Raw genomic sequence first — 24,491 nt, 5'->3', positions numbered from 1 at the left:
GACGAGAGTCCGCCATGTACGAGCTGTCCCGGGTCCGCCTCTACTCCATCGGGCCCGCCGGTGCGCGCTACGCCGACACCGTGCTTGACCTGCGGGGCGTGGGCCGGCCGGTGCCCGACCCCGCGCCCATCCAGGCGGAGTTCTTCGAGGAGGAGCCGGTCGGCCCGCCCCGCCGGCCCGCCCCCGCCGGTGTGCTCTTCCTGGAGAACGGCGGCGGCAAGTCCGTACTGCTCAAGCTGATCTTCTCGGTGATGCTGCCCGGCCACCGCAACACCCTCGGCGGCGCCAGTTCCGGCGTGCTGCGCAAGTTCCTGCTCGCCGACGACTGCGGGCACGTGGCACTGGAGTGGCAGCACGTGCAGACCGGCGAGTGCGTCGTCGTCGGCAAGGCCAGCGAGTGGCGCGGGCGCCAAGTCTCCAACGACCCACGGAAGTTCGCCGAAGCCTGGTACTCCTTCCGGCCCGGCCCCGGACTCACCCTGGACAACCTCCCGGTCGCCGAGGCCACGTCCGTACGGCCGCCCGCCGAGGGCCAGTCGGGCGCGCGGGGCCGCCGCCGCACCATGAAGGGCTTCCGGGACGCCATCACCGAGGCGGGGAAGACGTACCCGCACCTCGAGGTCCACTTCGAGGAGATCCACGAGCGCTGGACCGAGCACCTGGGCGATCTCGGCCTCGACCCCGAACTCTTCCGCTACCAGCGGGAGATGAACGCCGACGAGGGCGAGGCGGCCGGCCTGTTCGCGGTGAAGAAGGACTCCGACTTCACCGACCTGCTGCTGCGCGCGGTCACCGACACCCGCGACACCGACGGGCTCGCCGACCTGGTCAGCGGGTTCGGCAACAAGCTGGGCCGGCGCGCCGAGCTGATCGCCGAACGGGACTTCACCGCCGGCTCGGTCGACCTGCTCGGCCGGATCGTGGAGGCCGCGGAGGCCCGCGCACGCGCGCGTGACATCCACGCCGGGGCCGAGCGGCGCACCCGCACGCTGGCACGGCGGCTGTCCGCCCGGGCGGTGCGGGAGCGGGTCCGGGCCGCCGACCTCGCCCAGCGCGTCACGGCCGCCGCGTACGCCGTCACCCACTCCGAGGGAGCCCGCGAGCGCAGCTCCCTGATCGCCGCCGAACTCGCCTACCGGCATGCCTCGCTGGCCCTCGCCGCCGCCGAGAAGTCCGCGGCCGCGCAGAAGCGGGAACTCGCCGACGCGCGCACCCTGTACTCGGCGTGGCAGGCCGCCGAGGCCGTGCTGCGCCACCGCGCCGCCGCCGACCGCGTGGCCCGTGTCTCCGCCGCGATCCAGGAGGCCGAGCGGGACGCGGCCCCGGCCCTCGCCGCGCGCGCCAAGGCCGCCACCGACCTCGTACGGGCCCTGCACGCCGCCGCCGAGAGCGCCGAGACCCTCGCCAACGAGGGCGAGGAGCGGTCCGCACAGCTCCAGGAGATCGGCGAGTCCGCGTACCGGGACCAGACCGCCGCCGCGACCGAGGCGCAGCGCGCCCGCAGCGAGGCCGGGCATCTGCGCCAGCGCCTCGCCGAGGTCGAGCAGGAGACCGCCGAGGCGGTCCGCGCCGGCTGGCTGGACGACAGCGCCCCCGACGCCGACCCGGCCCGTGCGGCCCTGGCCGCCAGCGACGCGGAGAAGACCGCCGTGGCCGCCTGGGACCAGGCCCGCGAGGCCGCCAGGAAGGCCACGGAACACGCGCGCGAGGCCGCCTCGGCCGAGTCCCGCGCGGAGCTCACCGCGGCCCGCGCCGCCGACGCGGCGACGGCGGCCCGGCGCGCCCACGAGACCGAACGCCGTATCGCCGAGGCGCTGGCGGCCGAGGGACGGCTCGCGGAACTGCTGAGCCTGCCCGGCGCGACCGCGACCACGCGGGCAGGGGTACCGGCGCCCCGGACCGGACCGGACACCACGGGCGCCACCGCCCCGGGCGCCGAGGAGGCCCACCGCACCGCGGAGGCGCCGTACGACACCGCGGGGCAGGGAGAAGCGCCGGCGGACCCGGCCGGGTCCGAGGGCACGCTCACCCCCGAGGACCTCGACCGCTTCGCCGACGAGCTGCGCGAACTGCTCGACGACACCGTCTCCTCCGCCGAGCGGCACCTGTTCGAGCTGCGCACCGCCGCCGCCGACGACTCCAGGATCCTCGGCGCGCTCGGCGACGGCGGGCTGCTGCCGCCCAGTCCGGACGTCCTGGCCACCGTGGAGTTCCTCGGCGAGCACGGCATCCCCGCGCTGCCCGGCTGGCGCTACCTCGCCCAGTCCGTCGCCCCCGCCGACCACGCGCGCGTACTGGCGGCCCGGCCCGAGCTGGTCGACGGCGTGATCATCACCGACCCGGACACGCACGCGCGTGCCCGTGCGGCCCTCGCGGACGCCGCCCTGCTGCCCCGCTCCACCGTGGCCGTCGGCACCGCCGCCGCACTGCTCGCCCCCACCCCGGCCGACGGCGCGCCCGAGGGCGACGTCTTCCTCGTCCCGCCGAACCCGGCCATGCACGACGAACTCGCGGCCGACGAGGAACGGCAGGCGCTGCGCGTACGGGCCACCGAGCGGGACGAGGAGATCCGCCGGCTCGCCGCCCGGCTCGGCAAGGACCGGGAGCTGGCCGCGCGGCTCGCCTCCTGGCGCGCCGGCTGCCCCGCCGGCCGGCTGCTGGAGCTGGCACGGTCCGCCGAGGACACGCGCGTGTTCGCCGAGGAGGCCGAGGCCGAGCTGGCCGAGGCACGGAGCCTGCGCGCGGAGGCCGAGGAGGCCGCCGCCGAGGCCGCCCAGGAGCGCGACGAACGGCAGGAGGCCGCCCAGAGGGCACGGCGCGCCGCCGACGCCCTCGCCGGGCTCGCGTTCCGGCTGCGTGAGCGGGCCGGCTGGCAGGCCCGGCTGCGCGAACTCGCCGAAGAGGCCGCCGAGTCCGAGGCCCGCGCCCAGGCCTGCCTGGAACGCGCCCGCGCCGCCGACGAGGACCGGCGCGCCGCTCAGCGCGCCGCCGACGACACCCGCCGCACCGCACGGGCGCTGCGCGCCGAGCGCTCCGAGATCGCCGGTGCCCCCGACGACGTCCCGGAGGGCGACGCGGACGCGCCCAAGGTGTCCCTGCCCGCCCTGCGCGAGGCCTACCGCGCCGCCTCCCAGGTCTACGAGAAGGTCGGCGTGGGCGCGGACCTGCGGGCCGAGCAGGCCCGGGCGGAGAGCGACGAGAGCGCCGCCCGCGCCGAACTCGACCGGCTCAGCAACAAGGTCCGCACCCGCGCGGCACAACTCCTGGAGTCCTTCGAGGGCTCCGACGGGCCGTCCCGGCAGGCCGCCGCCGCCCGCGCCGAGGAACTGGTGCAGCTCCTGGAGACCCGGACGTCCTCCGCGAGCGAACAGCTCGGCCGGCTGCGCGGTGAGGCCGAACGGCACGCGCCCGAGGACGGCGAGGCCCACACCGAACTCCCGGAGGAACTCCTCCCGCGCGACGCCGAGCACGCACAGGCCCTGCTGCGCACCGCCACCGCCGAACTCGCCTCCCGCACCGAGGCACTGGCCCAGGCCCGCGAGGCGCACGCCGGACTGCTGGAGGACCACCGCGCCGCCGAGGACGCGGCCGGGGGCTTCGACGAGATCGCCGCCATGCTGCGCGACCTGCTGCGCGAGCAGGCGGGCGACGAGGAGCAGGAGGAACCCGAGCCGTACCCGGGCAGCCCGGAGGGAGCCCGGCAGGCGGCCGCCGAGGCCCGCAGGTCACTGCGCGGCTGCGCCGCCGACCTGTCCGCCGCGGAGTCCGCCGTGCGCGAGGCCGGCGACGTCCTGGTCCGGCACGCCAACTCCACCCGCTACGAGCAGGTGCGCACCCCCGCCCGGCAGCAGATCCGCGAACTGCCCGCCTCCGCCCTGCCCGAGCACGCCCAGAAGTGGGCGGAGGCCTTCGCGCCCCGCCTCCGGGTCCTCACCGACGAGCTGACCCAGCTGGAACGCAACCGGGACTCGATCGTGGACCGCCTGCGCGGACTGGTCGAGTCGGCGCTCGCCACGCTCAGGTCGGCCCAGCGCCTGTCCCGCCTCCCGGAGGGGCTCGGCGAGTGGTCCGGGCAGGAGTTCCTGCGCATCCGCTTCGACGAACCCGACCAGGCCACCCTGACCGAGCGGCTCGGCGAGGTCATCGACGAGGCGACCCGCGCCGCCGTGAAGAAGAACTCCGACCTGCGGCGCGACGGCGTGTCCCTGCTGCTGCGCGGGGTCGGCGCGGCGCTCCAGCCCAAGGGCGTCGCCGTGGAGATCCTCAAGCCGGACGCCGTGCTGCGCGCCGAGCGGGTCCCCGTCGGACAGATGGGCGACGTGTTCTCCGGCGGCCAGCTGCTCACCGCGGCCATCGCCCTGTACTGCACGATGGCCGCCCTGAGGTCGAACGACCGCGGCCGCGACAAGCACCGGCACGCGGGCACGCTCTTCCTGGACAACCCGATCGGCCGCGCCAACGCCACCTATCTGCTGGAGCTCCAGCGGGCCGTCTCCGACGCGCTCGGTGTGCAGCTCCTCTACACCACCGGCCTGTTCGACACGACGGCGCTCGCCGAGTTCCCGCTGGTCATCCGGCTGCGCAACGACGCCGACCTCAGGGCCGGGCTGAAGTACATCAGCGTGGAGGAGCACCTCAGGCCGGGGCTGCCGCAGCAGACTCCGGCGGGGGAGGCGGTGCACAGCGAGATCACGGCGACCCGCATGTTCAAGCGCCCGGCCTGACGGCCCGGCAGACCGAACGGGCGGCAGGTACGCTCGCCCGACTCGACCGGGCCGCTGTACTGGCCCGACTCGACCGGGCCGGTGCGCCTGCCTGACTCGACCGGGCCGCTGTACTGGCCCGACTCGACCGGGCCGGTACGCCTGCCTGACTCGACCGGGCCGCTGTACTGGCCCGACTCGACCGGGCCGGTACGCTCGCCCGACTTGGCAGGGTCGCAGAACCGGCCCGGTTCGATCGGGCCGGTGCGCCTGCCGGTTCGACCGGGCCGGGCCGTTCGGCCGGCCGCCGCCCGACGGCGGCCGGTCACCCTACGGATGCGACAGCCGACCCGCGCCGCCCCGGCCGCGTATCCGCTTCCGCGCCCGCTCGGCGGCCCGCGCCTCCCGCCGTGCCTGGCGCCGCTCGCGCCGCCGGGTACGCGCGGTGCTGCTCGGCACCGACACCACGCCGTTGCGCTGGTTCCACACCTGGCGGGTCACCCACACGTCGAGCGCCGCCCAGGTGGCCACCACCGTGCCGGCCACACTGCTCAGGACCATCGGGAACGCCAGCCAGGACCCGGAGACGCTGAACAGGAACGCCACCACGGCCTGTATCAGCGTCACGGAGACGATCAGCACCGCCCGCACGGCGGCCGAACGCACCGGATCGGGCAGCCTGCGCCGCCGCGCGGGCTCCTCGACCCACAACGGCTTGTAGGACGGCGGCCCCGTACGCCCGCCCGTGTGCGCCGAAGGCTCGTAGACCCGCGGTCGCTCCGCTGTCCCCATCACTGTGTCCCTCCCCGCCGGCAGACCACTCACCCCGGTGCCCGAAGATTCGGCTTCCCAGTGGCTGCCCGGCTTGCGCTGTTTTACGCGGCCCGGACGCGCAGTGCGCGTGCTGTGGCCGATTCCGCCCCCATCTCGCATGGACAAGGACGAACGAGACGTCACGAAGATTCCCGGCCGACGAAAAAAATCGGTCAACCGACCAGGCCGCACGTCCCGTTCCCGCGCCCCGCGGTCCCGCCCTTCCGGACCGGCATCTCCCGCAATGCCCCGACAACTCGCCCGTACCCGGCGCCAATGCGGAAGAACAGGCTCCGGACGGCTCTTCGAGTTGACTGCATGTCGGTAGTAGGCTCGCGCCGTTTGTTGACGCACATGTGTACCCCCGGGCCCTTGGGGGACGAGCTGGGGGAGGCCATGCGCTTTCGCGGGAAGTCCATCCGCCGGAAGATCGTGGCGCTGCTTCTCGTGCCGCTGCTCTCGCTCACGGCGATCTGGGCCTTCGCCACGCTGATCACCGGGCGGCACGTGACCCAGCTGTTCAACGCGTCCTCCGTGGTGGAGAAGGTCGCCTATCCCACCGAGGACACCGTCCGGGCCGTACAGCAGGAACGCCGTCAGACCCTCGTCCACCTCGCCGACCCCCGCGCCTCCGACAGCCTCACCGCACTGCGCCGCAGCAGGAGCGTCACCGACGAGGCCATCGCCAAGATCCGCAAGGCCGCCGGGAATCCCGACGTCCGCGAAGCGCTCGGTTCGGACGGCGCCGGGCGTCTGAGCGTCGCCCTCGACGCCCTCGACGGCATCGACTCCCTGCGCCGCAGTGTCGAGGACCGGAGCGTCGGACGCGCCCAGGCACTCGACCTCTACAACCGGCTCGTCGACCCCTGCTACGCGCTGCTCGCCAACCTCCACGTCGTCGACGACGCCGACCTGGCCAGGCAGTACCGCGCCCTGGTCGGTCTCGCCCAGGCCCGCGAACTCCTCTCCCGCGAGGACGCGTTGCTCGGCTCCTCGCTGATCGTCGGCCACCTCACCCGCGCCGAGACCCGCGGCATCTCCGACCTGGTCGCCCAGCGCTCCCTGCTGTACGACGTCGAGCTGCCCCTGCTGCCCTCCTCCGAACGCGGCCGCTACGACCGCTTCTGGCAGAACGTTGCCTCCGCACCGGTGCGGACCGCCGAACAGGCCGCCGTCTCCAGTACGTCGGGCACACCGCGGACGGTGAGCGTGCAGAGCTGGGACACCGCGGCGGGAGACGTCCTCGACGAGCTGGGCACCCTCAACGACGACGCCAACGACCGCTTCCAGGACCGTGTCCGCCCGCTCGCCCTGCGCGTCATACTCGAGGCCGCCGTCGCGGGCGTCCTCGGCCTGATGGCCGTGCTGTTCTCCCTCGTCCTGTCCGTGCGGGTGGGCCGCAGCCTGATCCGCGACCTCGGGCAACTGCGCCTGGACGCCCACGAGGCCTCCGGTGTCCGGCTGCCCAGCGTGATGCGCCGTCTGTCGGCCGGCGAACAGGTCGACGTCGAGACCGAGGTCCCGCGCCTGGAGTACGACCGGAACGAGATCGGCGAGGTCGGCCAGGCGCTCAACACCCTGCAGCGGGCCGCCGTCGAGGCCGCCGTCAAACAGGCCGAACTGCGCGCCGGTGTCTCCGAGGTCTTCGTCAACCTCGCCCGCCGCAGCCAGGTCCTGCTGCACAAGCAGCTCACCCTCCTCGACGCGATGGAACGCCGTACCGAGGACACCGACGAGCTCGCCGACCTGTTCCGGCTGGACCATCTGACCACCCGGATGCGCCGGCACGCCGAAGGCCTCGTGATCCTCTCCGGCGCCGCCCCGTCCCGGCAGTGGCGCAAACCCGTCCAGCTGATGGACATCGTGCGCGCCGCCGTCGCCGAGGTCGAGGACTACGAACGCATCGAGGTCCGGCGGCTGCCACGCACCGCCGTCATCGGCCCCGCCGTCGCCGACCTCACCCACCTCGTCGCCGAACTCCTGGAGAACGCCACGGTGTTCTCGCCGCCGCACACCGCGGTCCAGGTCATCGGCGAACGCGTCGCCAACGGCTTCACCCTGGAGATTCACGACAGGGGCCTCGGCATGGCCGCCGAGGCGCTGCTGGACGCCAACCTCCGGCTCGCCGAGACACCCGAGTTCGAGCTCTCCGACACCGACCGGCTCGGGCTGTTCGTGGTCAGCCGGCTCGCCCAGCGGCAGCACGTCCGGGTCTCGCTCCAGACCTCCCCGTACGGCGGCACCACCGCGGTCGTCCTCATCCCCGACGCGCTGCTGACCGACGACGTCCCGGACACCAACGGCATCGGGTTCCGCCTCGACAGGCCCTCCGGGAAGGCCGACCGCGAGCCGGGCCGTGGGACCGCTCTCGCCCAGGCGCCGGCGCGGCTTCCCGGACTGCCCGCCTCGGTCCTGGACGGGCCGGTGGAACTGGAGGCGCCCGTCGACCTGGACGCCATCGAGGACTTCCCGCGCGTACTCGACGAGGAGCCCGGCGAACGCGGCGGACTGTTCGGGCCGCGCCCCTCCCCGGCACGGCAGACGGCCCAGGAGGCGCTGCCGCGCAGCCTCGCCGAGCACCGGCACAGCACGGGCCGTCGCGGCACACCGCAGGAGACCGGCGAAGAGGACACACCGGGGCGCCCGGTCCCGCTGCCCCGGCGGCGGACACCCAAGCTGGTCAGCTCCCACGGACGTCCCGTCACCGAGCAGAGGTCCGGGCGCGAGACGGCCGACGCCGGGAGCACGGCGGGTGCCTGCCGTCCGGAGCGCGAAGCGGCAGCCCCGCTGCCGGTCCGCCGCCGCGACGAGTCCCCGCTCGGACCCGCGGCGGCCGCGGCCGACGGCCGCGGGGAACGCGACAGCACCGAGGAATCCCCGGCGACGAGCCAGGGGCCGCGGCAGGCTCCGGCCCTTCCGCGGCGCACCGTCCGTCCCGCGCTCGCGGGCGGCGGCCCGGACGGCGAGGGGCGCGACCCGGCCGAGGCACCCGGCGGCCCGGGACCCGACGAGGACCCGCTGCCCCGGCGCGTGCGGCAGGCCAGCCTCGCCCCGCAACTGAAACAGAGCCCCGGCCGGCCCGCCGAGGACGGCCCTGACCCCGTCGAACGCGATGCCGACGAGGTACGCAGCCGGATGGCCTCGCTCCAGCGCGGCTGGCAGCGCGGCCGCGAGGAGAACGCCGCGGGGGACCAGGCCCCGCAGGGCAGCACAGCACAAGGAACGACAAAGGGGGACGGTCGATGACCGCACCGAAGGCGACCGGCCACACCGCGACGGACAAGGCGGAGCTGAACTGGCTCCTCGACGAACTCGTGGACAGGGTCGCGAGCATCCGCAAGGCCCTCGTCCTGTCCCGGGACGGACTGGCCACCGGCGTGTCCAAGGACCTGACCCGGGAGGACAGCGAGCACCTGGCCGCCGTGGCCTCCGGCTTCCACAGCCTCGCCAAGGGCGTGGGCCGGCACTTCGACGCGGGCGGCGTCCGGCAGACGGTCGTCGAGCTCGACGACGCCTTCCTGTTCGTGACCGCGGCCGGCGACGGCAGCTGCCTCGCCGTCCTGTCGGACGCCGACTCCGACGTCGGCCAGGTGGCCTACGAGATGACCCTGCTCGTCAAACGAGTCGGCGCGCATCTGGGTGCCGCTCCGCGCACCGATGTGCCCTGAGGCGGGTAGTGGGATGACATGAGCGGAGACGGTCAGGCACGCAGCCACTGGTTCGACGACGACGCCGGACCGGTGGTCCGGCCGTACGCCATGACGCGGGGCCGCACCAGCCATGCGGCCCAGCACCGCCTCGACCTGATCGCGGTCGTCGTCACGGAGCCCCATGTGGACGACGCGGAGGCGGACGTCACGCTGTCGCCGGAACACGTGGACATCGTCGAGCTGTGCCGCTCCCCGCAGTCGGTCGCCGAACTCGCCGCGGAGCTCGATCTGCCCCTCGGCGTGGTGCGCGTGCTCGTCGGCGACCTCGTGGACGAGGAGTACGTTCACGTGACACGTCCGGTGCCGCCCGCGGAACTGCCCGACGAGAGCATCCTGCGGGACGTGATCAACGGCCTGCGGGCGCTGTGAACCACGAGGAAACGGGATGGTGACATGACGGGCTGGCAGTTCTGGGTCGACCGGGGCGGCACCTTCACCGACATCGTGGCGCGGCGCCCGGACGGACGTCTGGTCACGCACAAGCTGCTGTCCGACAACCCCGCCCGGTACGCCGACGCGGCCGTCGCGGGCATCCGCGAACTCCTTGACGGCTCCGACAACACCGCCCGTTCCATCGAGGCGGTCCGCATGGGCACCACCGTGGCCACCAACGCCCTGCTGGAGCGCACCGGCGAGCGGACCCTCCTCGTCGTCACCCGCGGCTTCCGTGACGCCCTGCGCATCGCCTACCAGAACCGCCCGCACATCTTCGCCCGCCGCATCGAACTGCCCGAGCTGCTGTACGAGCGGGTCGTCGAGGTCGACGAGCGCATCGCGGCCGACGGCACCGTCCTGCGCGCCCCCGATCTGGACGCCCTGGACGGCCCCCTCCGGCAGGCGTACGACGACGGGATCCGCGCCGTCGCCGTGGCCTGCCTGCACAGCCATCTGCACCCCGCGCACGAGAGGGCCGTCGGCGAACTGGCCGCCCGGATCGGCTTCCCGCAGATCTCGCTGTCCAGCGAGGTCAGCCCCCTGATGAAGCTCGTCCCACGCGGCGACACCGCCGTCGTCGACGCCTACCTGTCGCCGGGACTGCGCTGCTACGTCGAACACGTCTCCACCGAACTGGACGGCGTACGGCTGATGTTCATGCAGTCCAACGGCGGGCTCGCCGAGGCCGGACAGTTCCGCGGCAAGGACGCCGTCCTGTCCGGGCCCGCGGGCGGCATCGTCGGCATGGCCCGCATGTCCCGGCTCGCCGGCTTCGACCGGGTCATCGGCTTCGACATGGGCGGCACCTCCACCGACGTCTCCCACTACGCGGGCGCGTACGAACGCGTCCTCACCACGCAGATCGCCGGCGTCCGGCTGCGCGCCCCCATGCTCGACATCCACACCGTGGCCGCCGGCGGCGGATCCGTCCTCCACTTCGACGGCTCCCGCTACCGGGTCGGACCGGACTCGGCGGGCGCCGACCCCGGACCCGCCTGCTACCGGGGCGGCGGCCCGCTCACCGTCACCGACGCCAACGTCATGCTCGGCCGCATCCAGCCCGCCCACTTCCCCGAGGTGTTCGGCCCCGGCGGCGACCAGCCCCTCGACGACGCGCTCGTACGCGAGCGCTTCACCACCCTCGCCCGCGAGATCCATGAGCGGACGGGCGACGACCGCACCCCCGAGCAGGTCGCCGAGGGATACCTCCGGATCGCCGTCGCCAACATCGCCAACGCCGTCAAACGGATCTCCGTGCAGAAGGGCCACGACGTCACCCGCTACGCCCTCACCACCTTCGGCGGCGCGGGAGGCCAGCACGCCTGCATGGTCGCCGACTCGCTCGGCATCCGCACCGTGCTCGTCCCGCCCATGGCCGGCGTCCTGTCCGCGCTGGGCATCGGCCTCGCCGACACCACGGCCATGCGCGAGCAGTCCGTCGAGGCACCCCTGGAGCCCGCCGCCATGCCCGGCGTGCTCAAGACCGCCGACGATCTGGAGGGCGCGGCCCGAGCCGAACTGCGCGCCGAGGACGTCCCCGAGGAACGCGTCCGCGTCACCCGCCGCGCCCAGCTCCGCTACGACGGCACGGACACCACCCTCACCGTCGAACTGACCGAGCCCGCCGCCATGCGGCGCGCCTTCGAAGAACGTCATCGCGCCACGTACTCCTTCACGCTCGACCGCCCGATCGTCGTCGAAGCCCTCTCCGTGGAAGCCACCGGCGTCACCGAACCCCCCGATCTGTCCGCCCTCGCCCCGAACGAGCACGCACGCGCCGGCCGCTCCACCGCCACGGAGACCGTCCGCCTCCACACCGGCGGCGCCTGGCGCGACGTACCACTCCACCGCCGGGAGGACCTGGCCCCCGGCGACCCCGTCACCGGCCCCGCGATCGTCACCGAGGCCAGTGCGACGACCGTCGTCGACGACGGCTGGCGGGCCGTGGCCAAGGACGACGGGCATCTGCTCCTGGAACGTGTGGCGGTCACGCAGAGTTCCGGTCTCGGCACGGAAGCGGACCCGGTGCTGCTGGAGGTGTTCAACAACCTCTTCATGTCCATCGCCGAACAGATGGGCGCCCGGCTGGAGTCCACCGCCCAGTCCGTCAACATCAAGGAGCGCCTCGACTTCTCCTGCGCCCTGTTCGACCCGGACGGAAACCTGGTGGCCAACGCCCCGCACATCCCCGTGCACCTGGGCTCGATGGGCACCAGCGTCAAGGAGGTCATCCGGCGCCGCGGACCCCGGATGCGGCCGGGCGACACCTACGCGGTCAACGACCCGTACCACGGCGGCACGCACCTGCCGGACGTCACCGTCATCACCCCGGTGTTCGACACCGCCGGAACAGAGGGTGACCGCATCCTCTTCTACGTCGCCTCGCGCGGCCACCACGCCGAGATCGGCGGGATCGCACCGGGCTCCATGCCGGCCGACAGCCGCACCATCGAGGAGGAGGGCGTCCTCTTCGACAACTGGCTGCTCGCCCAGAACGGCCGCCTGCGCGAGGACGAGACCCGCCGCCTGCTGACCGGCGCGCGACACCCCTCCCGCAACCCGGAGACCAACCTCGCCGACCTGCGCGCCCAGATCGCCGCCAACCAGAAGGGCGTCGACGAGGTCGCCCGCATGATCGACGACTTCGGCCTCGACGTCGTCCAGGCCTACATGCGGCACGTCCAGGACAACGCGGAGGAGGCCGTCCGCCGCGTCATCGACGCCCTGGACGACGGCGAGTACGCCTACGAGACCGACTCGGGCGCCGTCATCCGGGTACAGGTGCGCGTGGACCGCGAGCAGCGGGCGGCGACGATCGACTTCACCGGCACCTCCGCGCAGCTCACGACCAACTTCAACGCCCCGTTCTCCGTGGTCAACGCGGTCGTCCTGTACGTCTTCCGCACGCTCGTCGCCGACGACATCCCGCTCAACGACGGCTGCCTGCGACCCCTGAGGATCATCGTGCCGCCCGGCTCCATGCTCTCCCCGCGGCCCCCCGCCGCCGTCGTCGCGGGCAACGTCGAGACCTCACAGGCGATCACCGGCGCCCTCTACGCGGCGCTCGGCGTCCAGGCGGAGGGCTCCGGCACGATGAACAACATCACCTTCGGCAACGAACGCCACCAGTACTACGAGACCGTCGCCTCCGGATCGGGCGCGGGCGACGGATTCCCCGGCGCCTGTGTGGTCCAGACACATATGACCAACTCCCGGCTCACCGACCCCGAAGTCCTCGAATGGCGCCTGCCCGTACGGCTCGAGGAGTTCGCCGTCCGGCGCGGCAGCGGCGGCGCCGGACGATGGCAGGGAGGGGACGGCGCGGTGCGCCGCATCCGCTTCCTGGAGGCCATGACCGTCTCCACGCTCTGCCAGCACCGCAGGGTGCGCCCCTACGGCATGGCGGGCGGCGAGCCCGGCGCCCTCGGCGCCAACCGGGTGGAACGCGCGGACGGCACGGTCGTCGAACTCGGCGGAAGGGACTCCGTGGACGTCGCCCCCGGTGACGTACTCGTCGTCGAAACCCCCGGCGGCGGAGGATACGGCCCGCCGTCGTCAGACCCACACGAAGGAACCAGGAGAAGCAAGCGATGATCCTCGGCCGTTCTGAGCGCGGCAAGCCCCCGGTCGAGCCCGTCACGCTCAAGATCCTGGTGGCCGGCGGCTTCGGCGTGGGCAAGACCACCCTCGTCGGCGCGGTCAGCGAGATCAGACCGCTGCGCACCGAGGAACTGCTGACCGAGGCGGGGCGGCCGGTCGACGACCTCAGCGGCGTGGAGGGCAAGCACACCACCACGGTGGCGATGGACTTCGGCCGTATCACGCTGCGCGAGGACCTCGTGCTGTACCTCTTCGGCACGCCCGGGCAGGAGCGGTTCTGGTTCATGTGGGACGAACTGGCCGAGGGCGCGCTCGGCGCCGTCGTGCTGGCCGACACCCGCCGACTGGAAGAGTGCTTCGCCGCCGTGGACTACTTCGAGCGGCGCTCCATCCCCTTCCTCGTGGCCGTCAACTGCTTCGAGGGCGCCGCCCGCCATGCCGTGGACACCGTCCGCCGGGCCCTCGACCTCGACGACCACGTGCCGTTGCTGCTGTGCGACGCCCGTGAACGCGAGTCGGTGAAGGAGGTCCTCATCGAGGTCGTCCAGCACGCGGTGGCCCACGCCGCGCAGCGCCGCCGGGCCGCCGCCGTCTGACGCCACGCACAAGGGAGGACTCCTAGCTGTCTCCGTCCTCCAGCCAGCCGAAGCTCTTCTCCACGGCCTTGCGCCAGTTGCGGTACTCGCGGGCACGGACCGAGGCGTCCATGGCCGGGGTCCACTCGGCGTCCTTCTGCCAGTGCGACTTGAGCTCGTCTAGGTCGTTCCACACGCCCGTGGCCAGCCCGGCCGCGTACGCGGCGCCCAGACAGGTGGTCTCGGAGATCCGGGGCCGGATCACCGGCACGTCCAGCACATCCGCCTGATGCTGCATGAGCAGGTTGTTCTTCGTCATCCCGCCGTCGACCTTCAGGGTCGTCAGCCGGACCCCGGAGTCCTGGTACATGGCGTCCACGACCTCGCGCGTCTGCCAGCTGGTCGCCTCCAGCACCGCCCGCGCGAGGTGCGCCTTGGTGACGTACCGGGTCAGGCCGGTGATCACACCGCGCGCGTCGGAGCGCCAGTACGGAGCGAACAGGCCGGAGAAGGCGGGCACGATGTACGCGCCGCCGTTGTCCTCCACCTTCGCCGCAAGCGGCTCGATCTCGTCCGCGGTGCGGATGATCCCGAGCTGGTCGCGGAACCACTGCACCAGCGCGCCCGTGATGGCGATGGCGCCCTCCAGGCAGTACACCGGGGCCTCGTCGCCGATCTTGTAGCCCATGGTGGTGAGCAGGCCGCTCTTGGACGGCACGGGCCGGTTGCCCGTGTTGAGCAGCAGGAAGCTGCCGGTGCCGTACGTGTTCTTGGCGTCGCCCACGTCGTAGCAGGCCTGCCCGAAGACGGCCGCCTGCTGGTCGCCGAGGGCGGATGCCACGGGGACTCCGGCGAGCTGGCCGACGGCGGACCCGTACACCTCGGAGGAGGATCTGATCTCGGGCAGCATCGCCTCGGGGACGTTCATGGCGGACAGGATCGGCTGCTCCCACTGGAGGGTCTGCAGGTTCATCAGCATGGTGCGTCCGGCGTTGGTCACGTCGGTGACGTGCCGGCCGCCGTCGACGCCGCCGGTGAGGTTCCAGATGAGCCAGGTGTCGATCGTGCCGAAGGCGATCTCACCGCGCTCGGCGCGGTCGCGCAGGCCGGGCACGTTGTCCAGCAGCCAGGCCGCCTTGGGGCCGGAGAAGTAGCTGGCGAGCGGCAGGCCGGTCTGCTCGCGGAAACGATCCTGCCCTTCGGAGCCGCCCAGCTCGTTGCAGAGCGCCGCGGTCCGCGTGTCCTGCCAGACGATCGCGTTGTGCACGGGCTTGCCGGTGGCCCGGTCCCACAGGACGGTCGTCTCGCGCTGGTTGGTGATGCCGAGCGCGCTGAGCTGGTCGGCCCGCAGCCCCGCCTTGGCGACCGCGCCCGCGACCACCGCCTGCACCTTCGACCAGATCTCGGTGGCGTCGTGCTCCACCCAGCCGGGCTTCGGGAAGATCTGGCGGTGCTCGCGCTGGTCGACGGCGACGATGGCACCACTGTGGTCGAAGACGATGCAGCGGCTCGAAGTGGTGCCCTGGTCGATGGCGGCCACGAACTTCTCGGCGTTGTCCGGCATGGCTACCCCTTGTGAGGTGGAGAAGCGGCCGAGGGCCGGGACCGTTGATCCCCTGCGCCCTCACTGGTAACAGTTTGTCCCACATCGGCGGAATCAGCCCGGGATGAGCGGCAAGGGCGCCCACGTCCGGGGAAGTGTTCTCCCGCGCGCGGGGAGCGTCAAGGACGCCGGCGGCAACGGTGACAACCGCCGGCGGAGGACGTGCGCCCACTGATCGGATACAGTCCGCGCGTGTCCGACATCCCGCACGCGACCGCCAACTCCGTACCGCACTCCCACTGTTCGAGCTGCGGAGCGCCGTACGGCGAGGGAATCGGCGGCTGGCCCCGCACCTGCCCGGCCTGCCGCACCGTGGCCTACCGCAACCCGCTGCCGGTCGCGGTGGCCCTCCAGCCCGTGTACGACACCCGGGGCACCGCCCTGGTCGTCATCACCCGCGCCATCGCCCCCGCGCGCGGGGGAACGGCCCTGCCGGGCGGCTACATCGACGACCACGAGGACTGGCGCCACGCCGTCGTCCGCGAGCTACGGGAGGAGACCGGCATCGAGGCGGCCGCGCGGGACGTACGGCTCGCCGACGCGATGAGCTCGCCCGACGGGCATCTGCTGCTCTTCGGACTGCTGCCGGAGCGCCCCCTCGAGGGCCTGCCGCCGTTCACCGTCACCGACGAGACGGAGGACCGGCAGCTGCTGCGCACGTCCGCCGAGCTCGCCTTCCCCCTGCACACACGGGCCGTCCGGGCCTGGTTCGACGGCCGCTACGCCTGAGCCGGCCGCGACTTCCCGAAACAGCCGCTGCCCCGGGCTCGGGCCCGTCCGGACTCAGGACGGCCCGAGCCCCCGTATGCGCACTGGACGAGGCGGCTCGCCGGTACCGCCCTCCCGCTCGCGCTCGACGACGACCCGACCGCCCTGCAGGCGGGTCGCATAGCGTTCGATCTCCGGCTCCTCCCAGCCGTCGCCCGCGTCCGGCACCACGAGGCCGCCCCCGGTACGCCCCGGCGCGGGCGCCCACACCTCGAGTTCCAGACCGCCTTCCTCACCCCGCACCGGGATCACGGCACCCGCGCGCGCGAAGACCGGGATCCGCGCGAGCGGAGCGTCGACCAGCACCTGCCCCGGCCCCTCGTACGCCCTTCCCGTCGCCGTGTCGTACCAGCGGCCCCGCGGCAGCCGCACCGCCCGCCGGTCCGCGCCGGGGTCGAGCACCGGGGCGACCAGAAGGCCGTCGCCGAGCAGGAAGGCGTCCTCGCAGTCCCGCAGCGCCCGGTCCTCCGGCGCGCCCCACCACAGCGGCCGCACCCAGGGCGCCCCGGTGCGCCGCGCCAGATGCGCGAGAGTCACGAAGTACGGCAGCAGACGCCGGCGCTCGACGAGCGCCACGCGCGCGTGCTCCAGGACCTCCGGCCCGGACTCCCACGGCTCCCCGCGCCCCGCTCGTGGGCTCGCGTGCGTGCGGAACAGCGGCAGGTAGGACCCCAGTTGGAGCCGACGCAGATACAGCTCGGGCGAGGGGCCGCCGTCGGGCCCACCCACATCCGGGCCGGAGTACGGCACTCCGCACAGACCCAGCCCCAGGACCAGGGACAGCGACGCCCGCAGCCCCGGCCAGCCGGTGGCCACGTCTCCCGGCAAGGCGCCGCCGTAGCGCTGCATCCCGGCCCACCCGGAGCGGGACATGAGGAACGGCCGCTCCTCGGGCACCAGGCCGAGCAGCCCCTCGTACGCCGCCTCGGCCATGCACAGGGCGTACACGTTGTGCGCCTGGCGATGGTCACCGCCCCGGCCCTCCAGGGCGTGCCGGGCCGACCGGGGCAGGGTCGTCTCGCCGAAGGCGGCGAAGGAGGTCGGCTCGTTCATGTCGTGCCAGAAACCGGCGAAGCCCCGGTCCAGCCGCTCCCGGTACAGGCCGCCCCACCACTGCCGCACGCGCGCGTGCGTGAAGTCCGGGAAGACCGTCTCGCCGGGATGGACGACGCCCCGCACCGTCCGGCCCGAGGCGTCCCGCACGAAGGCGTCCGCGTCCGTGCCGCCGTCGTACACGGCGTTCCCCGGCGCGGCCCTCACGGCCGGTTCGACGACGGACACCAGCCGGATCCCGTCCCGCCGCAGCTCCTCGGCCAGCACCGGCAGCTTGGGGAAGCGGTCCTCGTCGACGGTGAACACCTGGTGCGCCTCGTAGTGCTCTATGTCCAGGTGCACGGCGTCCAGCGGCAGTCCGTGCTCGTGGTGGGCCGCGACCACCCGTCGCACATCCTGTTCGCCGCCGAAGCCCCGTCGCGTGTGATGGTGACCCAGGGCCCACGTGGGCGGCAGCGCGGGCGGTCCGGTGAGGGAGGACCAGACGTGTGCCACGCGCGCGGGGGTGCCGACGACCACCCAGCAGCGCAGCGGGCCCCCGGCCATCCTGAGTTCGCTCGCCCCGGCCCGGTCGTGACCCGAGCCGGCCCCCTCCTCCCCCTCCCGCAGGGTGACCGCGCCGTCCCAGGAGTTGTCGTGGAACACCAGGTGCGTGCCCGCGTCGGCCACGACGAGCTGGACCGGCATGGTGATGTGGAGCGGGTCGTCACCGGGACCGCACGCGTGGCCGGGATCGGTGTTCCACAGGCGGTAGGTGCCGTCGCGCAGCCGCGGACCGCGCGCCCGGCCGCCCAGCCCGAAGAACCGCGCGTCGGCCGCCACCTCCGAGCGCTGTGACCACCGCGCCGGGCCCCCACCGGCAGGCTCCCACCAGCGGGGCGGCAGATCACGGCGCAGCGGCACGCCTCCGGGGGTACGGACCTCGATCGCGCCGTGCCGCGAGACGGCGACGGTGACCCGCTCGGCCACGACCCGCCAGCCCCCGTCCTTGTCCGGCTCCAGCACCGCGCGCGGGTCCGGCTCGGGGCACCGGCCGCCGAGCGCGTACGACGGTTCGGGGCCGGCGCCGTCCCAGCCCCAGAACACGGCCCCGTTCGCGGCGACGGCGATACGGAGCTCCGAGCGGGCGAAGCGGACGACCCCGCCCCCGGGCCCGGGCTCCACGTCGAGCACCGCGCCGGGCACGCGCGCGCGTTCGGCCCCACGCGACGGCAGGCCGCCGGCGTCGGCACGCCGCCGGCGCCACGCGGCCCGCACCGTGCGCAGCCCGTGGGCCACCCCCGCCGAACCGACCGCCTTCACCGAACGCACCAGGTCACGACCGTCCATGCTGCTCACCCTGCCATTCACGGCTGTGCGCGCGCGTGGCGTTCAACTGCCGTTCATCCGTGCCGCGACCACATCTTCACGACGCGGACTATGTGCGGTGCACCCTGGTGCAGAAGTCGATCACATGGCATCGTCCGTGTCAGCCGCGTCACGCGCACACCCCAGCACGTGCGCGGACCGACGCACACGACGCGCACAGTCCGGGAGCCGCCCCATGTCGACCGCGAACCCCCAGCCGCTCTGGCGGCCCGATCCGCAGCGGATCGCCCAGGCACAGATCACGAAGTTCCAGGCCTGGGCGGCCGAGCACCACGGCGCTCCGGCCCTGGGCGGCTACCCGGCCCTGCACCGCTGGTCCGTCGACGAGCTGGAAGCCTTCTGGACAGCCGTCACGCAGTGGTTCGACGTACGGTTCACCAGCCCCTACGCGCGCGTGCTGGGCGACCGGTCGATGCCCGGCACCGAGTGGTTCCCCGGCGCCACCGTGAACTACGCCGAGCACGCCCTGCGCGCGGCCGCCACGCGCGCGGACGAGCCCGCCCTCCTCCACGTCGACGAGACGCACGAACCGCGCCCGGTCACCTGGTCCGAGCTGCGCCGCCAGGTGGGCTCCCTGGCCGCCGAGCTGCGCGCCCTCGGCGTACGTCCGGGGGACAGGATCAGCGGCTACCTGCCGAACATCCCCGAGGCCGTCGTCGCCCTCCTCGCCACGGCCGCCGTCGGCGCCGTCTGGACCTCGTGCGCCCCGGACTTCGGCGCCCGCAGCGTCCTCGACCGCTTCCAGCAGGTGGAACCCGTCGTCCTGTTCACCGTCGACGGCTACCGCTACGGCGGCAAGGAGCACGACCGCCGCGACGTCGTCGCCGAACTGCGCCGCGAACTGCCCACCCTGCGCGCGGTCGTCCACATCCCGCTCCTCGGCACCGAGGCCCCCGAGGGCGCCCTGGAGTGGTCCGGCCTGACCTCCGCCGACGTCGCACCCGTCTTCGAACCGGTGCCCTTCGACCACCCCCTGTGGGTGCTGTACTCCTCGGGCACCACCGGCCTGCCCAAGGCGATCGTGCAGTCCCAGGGCGGCATCCTCGTCGAGCACCTCAAACAGCTCGGCCTGCACTGCGACCTGGGCCCCGGCGACCGCTTCTTCTGGTACACGTCGACCGGCTGGATGATGTGGAACTTCCTCGTCTCCGGACTGCTGACCGGCACGACGATCATCCTGTACGACGGCAGCCCCGGGTATCCCGACACCGGCGCCCAGTGGCGTATCGCCGAACGCACCGGAGCCACCCTCTTCGGCACCTCCGCCGCCTACGTGATGGCCTGCCGCAAGGCCGGAGTGCACCCCTCGCGCGACTTCGACCTGTCGACGGTGCGGTGCGTCGCCACGACCGGATCACCGCTGCCGCCCGACGGATTCCGCTGGCTGCACGACGAGGTCCGCCAGGACCTGTGGATCGCCTCCGTCAGCGGCGGCACCGACGTGTGCTCCTGCTTCGCCGGAGCCGTACCGACCCTCCCGGTCCACATCGGCGAGCTCCAGGCCCCCTGCCTGGGCACCGACCTGCAGTCCTGGGACCCGGACGGCACACCGCTGATCGACGAGGTCGGCGAACTCGTGGTCACCAACCCGATGCCGTCCATGCCGATCCACTTCTGGAACGACCCCGACGGCAGCCGCTACCACGACAGCTACTTCGCCATGTACCCCGGCGTGTGGCGGCACGGCGACTGGATCACGCTCACCTCCCACGGCTCGGTGATCATCCACGGCCGCTCCGACTCCACGCTCAACCGCCAGGGCGTGCGGATGGGCTCCGCCGACATCTACGAAGCCGTCGAACGCCTCCCCGAGATCAAGGAATCCCTCGTCATCGGCGTCGAACAGCCCGACGGCGGTTACTGGATGCCCCTCTTCGTGCAACTGACCCCCGGCGCCGCCCTCGACGACGCGCTGCTCGGCCGCATCAAGGGGACCATCCGCGAGCAGCTCTCCCCACGCCACGTCCCCGACGAGGTCATCGAGGTGCCGGGCATCCCGCACACCCTCACCGGCAAGCGCATCGAGGTCCCGGTCAAGCGCCTCCTCCAGGGCACCCCGCTCGACAAGGCGGTCAACCCCGGCTCGGTCGACGACCTCGACCTGCTGCGCTTCTACGAGGAACTGGCCCGCAAGCGCGCCTGAGCGCCCCGGTCCCCCCACCCCACGGCCGGCGGGACCGCACGCCCCGCGAACGCCTGCCCGGCCCCGTTGTCAGTGGTGCCGATTACGGTGAGTGAGCACAGATCGACTGCGCTCACAGGGGGAAACATGGCGCACACCGACCACCTGACCATGCGGCGCGTCCTGCGCCGGGAGATCGCCGGCACCATCGGCCTGCTCACCGACGAACAGGACTTCCGCGCCATGCGGCGCTACCGCAGCTTCACCTTCGACGACCACACCACCTACCTCGACCAGGTCGAGAAACTCCTCCGGCTGGTGGCCGCACAGGGCGGCCACACCACCGTGGCCCTCTTCGACCCGGAGGAGTACGCCGAATACTGCACGGCCACCGGCCTCGACCCCGACGTCCCGTCCAGCCGCGCCCGCTTCACCGCCGAACTCGCCGGCACGGGACCCGCCCTTCCCTACGACGGCCGGCCCCTGGCCGAGCTCGTCCCCGACCTCGTCGACGAGGCCGTCCGCCAGGCCACCTGGGAGTACGCCTCCACCCTCCTGGCCCGGCTCGGACCCTGCGCCTCCTGCGGCGAGAACATCGGCCGCGCCGCCTTCGCCCGAGCCGCGGACCTCGTCGTCCGCGTCCTCGACACGGCCCCGCCCGGCAACCGGCACCTCGTGTGCAGCGTCACCGGCACACCCGAAACCCTCCTCGCCGTCCTCCACGCCGACGACGAAGGCGACGCCACCCGGCTCGACGAGGCCGAAGCCCTGGAGTTCACCACGGTCCTGGCCCTCGGCATCGCGACCGACGGCCCCGGCGGGCTGGTCATGCGCACCACCGCACCCGGCACCGCCGACCGCGTCTACGGCTGGCGTCTGCGCGCCGGCGGCCTCCAACCCCTCACCGCCGGTGAGGTGTTCGACGCCTACTGCACCGACATCGAGTCCGGCGACCTCATCTCCCCGGAATCCGGCGTCGACTACGGCGAGCCGCCCGACCTCGGAGAAGAAGGACCGGCTCCACGGCACCACTGAACACCGAGGGGCGCCCCACCCGGCAGGTGGAGCGCCCCTCGCACACCGGCCGGCGAACGGCCGGCCCCGGTCACTCGCCGGACAGCACCGCCTGCGCCGCGGCGCGCGCCTCGTCGGCGCTGTCCGCGGCACGCGCCGCTGCCGCCGCACGCTCGCACTGCGCCAGCGTGAACTTCGCCAGCGTCGCCCGTACATAGGGGAGCGACGCCGCACCCATGGAAAGGGAGGTGACACCCAGACCGGTCAGCACACACGCGAGCAGCGGGTCGGACGCGGCCTCACCGCAGACACCGCAGCTCTTGCCCTCGGCCCGTGCCGCCTCGGCGGCGATCGCGACCAGGTCGAGCAGCGCGGGCTGCCAGGGGTCCTGCAGGCGCGACACCGCACCCACCTGACGGTCGGCGGCGAAGGTGTACTGCGCGAGGTCGTTGGTCCCCAGCGAAAGGAACTCGACCTCCTGAAGCACCGAGCGCGCCCGCAGCGCGGCAGACGGGATCTCGACCATCGCACCGAACTTCGCCTGCAGCCCCGCGGCACGGCACGCGTCGGCGAACGCCCTGGCGTCCGTCCGGTCCGCGACCATCGGGGCCATCACCTCGAGGTAGACCGGCAGGCCCTCGGCGGCCTTGGCGAGCGCCGAAAGCTGGGTGCGCAACACCTCGGGGTGTTCGAGCAGCGTCCGCAGCCCCCGCACACCGAGGGCCGGGTTCGGCTCGTCGGCCGGCGTCAGGAAGTCCAGCGGCTTGTCCGCGCCCGCGTCCAGCACGCGCACCACGACCCGGCCCTCGGGGAAGGCCTCCAGCACCTGCCGGTAGGTCGCGACCTGCTTTGCCTCGGACGGCGCGTTCTTGTTGTCGTCCAGGAACAGGAACTCGGTCCGGAACAGACCCACACCCTCGGCACCGGCTTCGAGCGCCGCCGGCACGTCCGCGGGACCGCCGATGTTCGCGAGCAGCGGCACCTTGTGCCCGTCCGACGTGGCACCGGGACCGGTCGAGGACGCCAGCACGGCCCTGCGCTCGGCGGCCGCGGCCTCCAGCTGAGCCTTCTTGTCCTCACCGGGGTTCACGAAGATCTCGCCAGTGCTGCCGTCGACGGCGATCACCGTGCCCTCGGCCAGTTCGACGGCACCGGGCAGCGCGACGACGGCCGGCACACCGAGCGCCCGCGCCAGGATCGCGCTGTGACTCGTCGGCCCGCCCTCTTCGGTGACGAAGCCCAGGACCAGAGTGGGGTCCAGCAGCGCCGTGTCCGCCGGCGCGAGGTCACGGGCGACCAGCACGTAAGGCTCGTCGCTGTCGGGCACTCCCGGCATCGGCACCCCGAGCAGACGGGCGACGATACGATTCCGCACGTCGTCCAGGTCGGCCACCCGGCCCGCGAAGTACTCGCCGGCACCGGCGAGCAGGTCCCGGTAGGCGGCGAACGCGTCGTACACGGCACGCTCGGCCGTGCTGCCGACGGCGATACGCCGCTCCACGTCCGCGATCAGCTCAGGGTCCTGCGCCATCAGGGCCTGCGCCTCGAGCACCGCCTGCGCCTCGCCCCCGGCCAGATGGCCGCGCGCCATCAGATCGGCCGCCACGGCCTCCACCGCCTGACGGGCGCGCCCCTGTTCGCGCTCCGCCTCCTCCGCGGGGATCTGCTTGGCGGGCGGCTCCAGCACCGCCGTTCCCATGTGCCGAACCTCGCCGATCGCCACACCGTGGCTCACACCGACGCCTCGCAGCGTTGTCTCCATCTCACCCGTCTCCGGTAGTGCGGCGGGTCCCACCGCCGCGGTGGTTGATGTGCGCCGCCCCTCGGGAGACCGTCCCTGGGGAGGCAGTGGTGTCACTTCCAGGTGAAGAGGCTGTCGCCGGTCTTCACCTCTCCGCTGTCGCGAAGATCGGAGAGGCTGTCGGCGGTGGCCTCCAGGGCCACGATCGGGCACACGGGGGACTTGCCGGCGGCTTCGACGGCTGCGGGGTTCCAGCGCACCACCGCCTGGCCGCGCACGACCGTGTCCCCCTTCTTCACCAGCAGCTCGAAGCCCTCGCCGTTGAGCTGCACGGTGTCGATGCCGAGGTGGGTCAGGACTCCGCGTCCCTGGTCGTCGACGACGACGAAGGCGTGCGGGTGCAGCGAGACGATGACGCCGTCCACGGGGGCCACGGCGTCGGCGGGCTCACGTACCGGGTCGAGCGCAGTGCCGGGGCCGACCATGGCTCCGGAGAAGACCGGATCCGGCACGGCCGTCAGTCCGATGGCGCGTCCTGCGACGGGGGACGTCACGGTGGTCATGGGAAGCCTCCCAGGGGTGGAGATTCATGTGCGCCGTCACTCGACGCCGGGGCCGGCGTGGTGTGGCGGCAAGCTATGTCACGGTAAGTACCGGTTACGGGCGAGAGCTTACACAGCTCACGTTGGTGGTCTAGACCACCAAACGGAGCGGTTTGCACCCACTCCGCGAGGCCATGTACAGTCGTACCCCTGCTCGGGGCTGAGTGACGTCACCAGGCGGCCTTGCCCGGGCAGCACCCATACTTGTCAGATCCTATCTCGGGATCATCTTCTGCATGCCTGCAGGACGGTGGTCAGAGAGACGGAAAAAGCCTGATAGAGTTTGGATCACCGAAGGGAAGCGCCCGGAGGAAAGCCCGAGAGGGTGAGTACGAAGGAAGCGTCCGTTCCTTGAGAACTCAACAGCGTGCCAAAAATCAACGC

14 protein-coding genes are annotated in these 24,491 nt (G+C 73.1%); 9 read left to right on the top strand and 5 right to left on the bottom strand.

The genetic code is table 11. The features are described from left to right. The first annotated feature begins 14 nt into the window (after positions 1-14). On the top strand, positions 15-4,724 hold the full coding sequence (locus tag ACIP4X_RS14580) for a hypothetical protein (RefSeq protein WP_401348570.1): 4,710 nt from the start codon (positions 15-17) through the stop codon (positions 4,722-4,724). 309 nt (positions 4,725-5,033) lie between these two features. On the opposite strand, the gene ACIP4X_RS14575 is transcribed toward ACIP4X_RS14580, so the two are convergent. After that, entirely contained in the window at positions 5,034-5,495 is a 462-nt protein-coding gene (locus ACIP4X_RS14575; RefSeq protein WP_401348567.1) for a hypothetical protein, read from the bottom strand. A gap of 417 nt (positions 5,496-5,912) precedes the next feature. On the opposite strand from ACIP4X_RS14575, the gene ACIP4X_RS14570 reads away from it, so the two are divergent. The 5 genes from ACIP4X_RS14570 to ACIP4X_RS14550 are packed head-to-tail and all read left to right on the top strand — an operon-like array spanning position 5,913 to position 13,857. Further along, complete coding sequence (locus ACIP4X_RS14570) at positions 5,913-8,762, top strand: nitrate- and nitrite sensing domain-containing protein (protein WP_391456638.1); 2,850 nt, start codon at positions 5,913-5,915, stop codon at positions 8,760-8,762. Beyond that, positions 8,759-9,184 carry a roadblock/LC7 domain-containing protein gene (locus ACIP4X_RS14565; RefSeq protein ID WP_358735881.1) on the top strand — a complete coding sequence of 142 codons (426 nt, stop codon included), beginning with the start codon at positions 8,759-8,761 and terminating at the stop codon, positions 9,182-9,184. Before ACIP4X_RS14570 ends, ACIP4X_RS14565 begins: the two co-directional genes overlap by 4 nt. Positions 9,185-9,202: 18 nt before the next feature. Next, entirely contained in the window at positions 9,203-9,595 is a 393-nt protein-coding gene (locus ACIP4X_RS14560) for a DUF742 domain-containing protein (RefSeq protein ID WP_358735883.1), read from the top strand. A gap of 24 nt (positions 9,596-9,619) precedes the next feature. Further along, positions 9,620-13,255 carry a hydantoinase B/oxoprolinase family protein gene (locus tag ACIP4X_RS14555; RefSeq protein ID WP_401348564.1) on the top strand — a complete coding sequence of 1,212 codons (3,636 nt, stop codon included), beginning with the start codon at positions 9,620-9,622 and terminating at the stop codon, positions 13,253-13,255. Further along, a complete protein-coding gene (locus ACIP4X_RS14550) occupies positions 13,252-13,857 on the top strand; it encodes an ATP/GTP-binding protein (protein ID WP_391456607.1) in 606 nt (201 codons plus the stop codon). Before ACIP4X_RS14555 ends, ACIP4X_RS14550 begins: the two co-directional genes overlap by 4 nt. Before the next feature lie 22 nt (positions 13,858-13,879). On the opposite strand, the gene glpK is transcribed toward ACIP4X_RS14550, so the two are convergent. Continuing rightward, a complete protein-coding gene (glpK, locus tag ACIP4X_RS14545; protein WP_358735887.1) occupies positions 13,880-15,400 on the bottom strand; it encodes a glycerol kinase GlpK in 1,521 nt (506 codons plus the stop codon). 231 nt (positions 15,401-15,631) lie between these two features. Here glpK and ACIP4X_RS14540 point away from each other — a divergent pair, with 231 nt between their 5' ends. Next, a complete protein-coding gene (locus tag ACIP4X_RS14540; protein WP_401348560.1) occupies positions 15,632-16,168 on the top strand; it encodes an NUDIX domain-containing protein in 537 nt (178 codons plus the stop codon). Positions 16,169-16,222: 54 nt separating this feature from the next. Here the strand turns inward: ACIP4X_RS14540 and ACIP4X_RS14535 are convergent, their stop codons facing one another. Next, positions 16,223-18,589: a glycoside hydrolase family 31 protein gene (locus ACIP4X_RS14535; protein WP_401348557.1), complete on the bottom strand. Its 2,367-nt coding sequence runs from the start codon at positions 18,587-18,589 to the stop codon at positions 16,223-16,225. Between the two features lie 214 nt (positions 18,590-18,803). Between ACIP4X_RS14535 and ACIP4X_RS14530 the strand changes: the two genes are divergently transcribed. Further along, entirely contained in the window at positions 18,804-20,771 is a 1,968-nt protein-coding gene (locus ACIP4X_RS14530) for an acetoacetate--CoA ligase (protein ID WP_401348554.1), read from the top strand. Positions 20,772-20,897: 126 nt separating this feature from the next. Next, entirely contained in the window at positions 20,898-21,785 is an 888-nt protein-coding gene (locus tag ACIP4X_RS14525) for a hypothetical protein (protein ID WP_391456616.1), read from the top strand. A gap of 70 nt (positions 21,786-21,855) precedes the next feature. On the opposite strand, the gene ptsP is transcribed toward ACIP4X_RS14525, so the two are convergent. Together ptsP and ACIP4X_RS14515 are read right to left on the bottom strand one after the other, a co-directional pair. Next, complete coding sequence (gene ptsP, locus ACIP4X_RS14520; RefSeq protein ID WP_401348551.1) at positions 21,856-23,526, bottom strand: phosphoenolpyruvate--protein phosphotransferase; 1,671 nt, start codon at positions 23,524-23,526, stop codon at positions 21,856-21,858. Between the two features lie 92 nt (positions 23,527-23,618). Beyond that, entirely contained in the window at positions 23,619-24,068 is a 450-nt protein-coding gene (locus tag ACIP4X_RS14515; protein ID WP_391456620.1) for a PTS glucose transporter subunit IIA, read from the bottom strand. Positions 24,069-24,491: the final 423 nt, after the last annotated feature.

Source organism: Streptomyces sp. NPDC088817 (assembly GCF_044750345.1).
GTDB lineage: Bacteria > Actinomycetota > Actinomycetes > Streptomycetales > Streptomycetaceae > Streptomyces.
The sequence above is the reverse complement of the archived record's forward strand: the minus strand, read 5'-3'. Positions and strand labels throughout refer to the sequence as shown.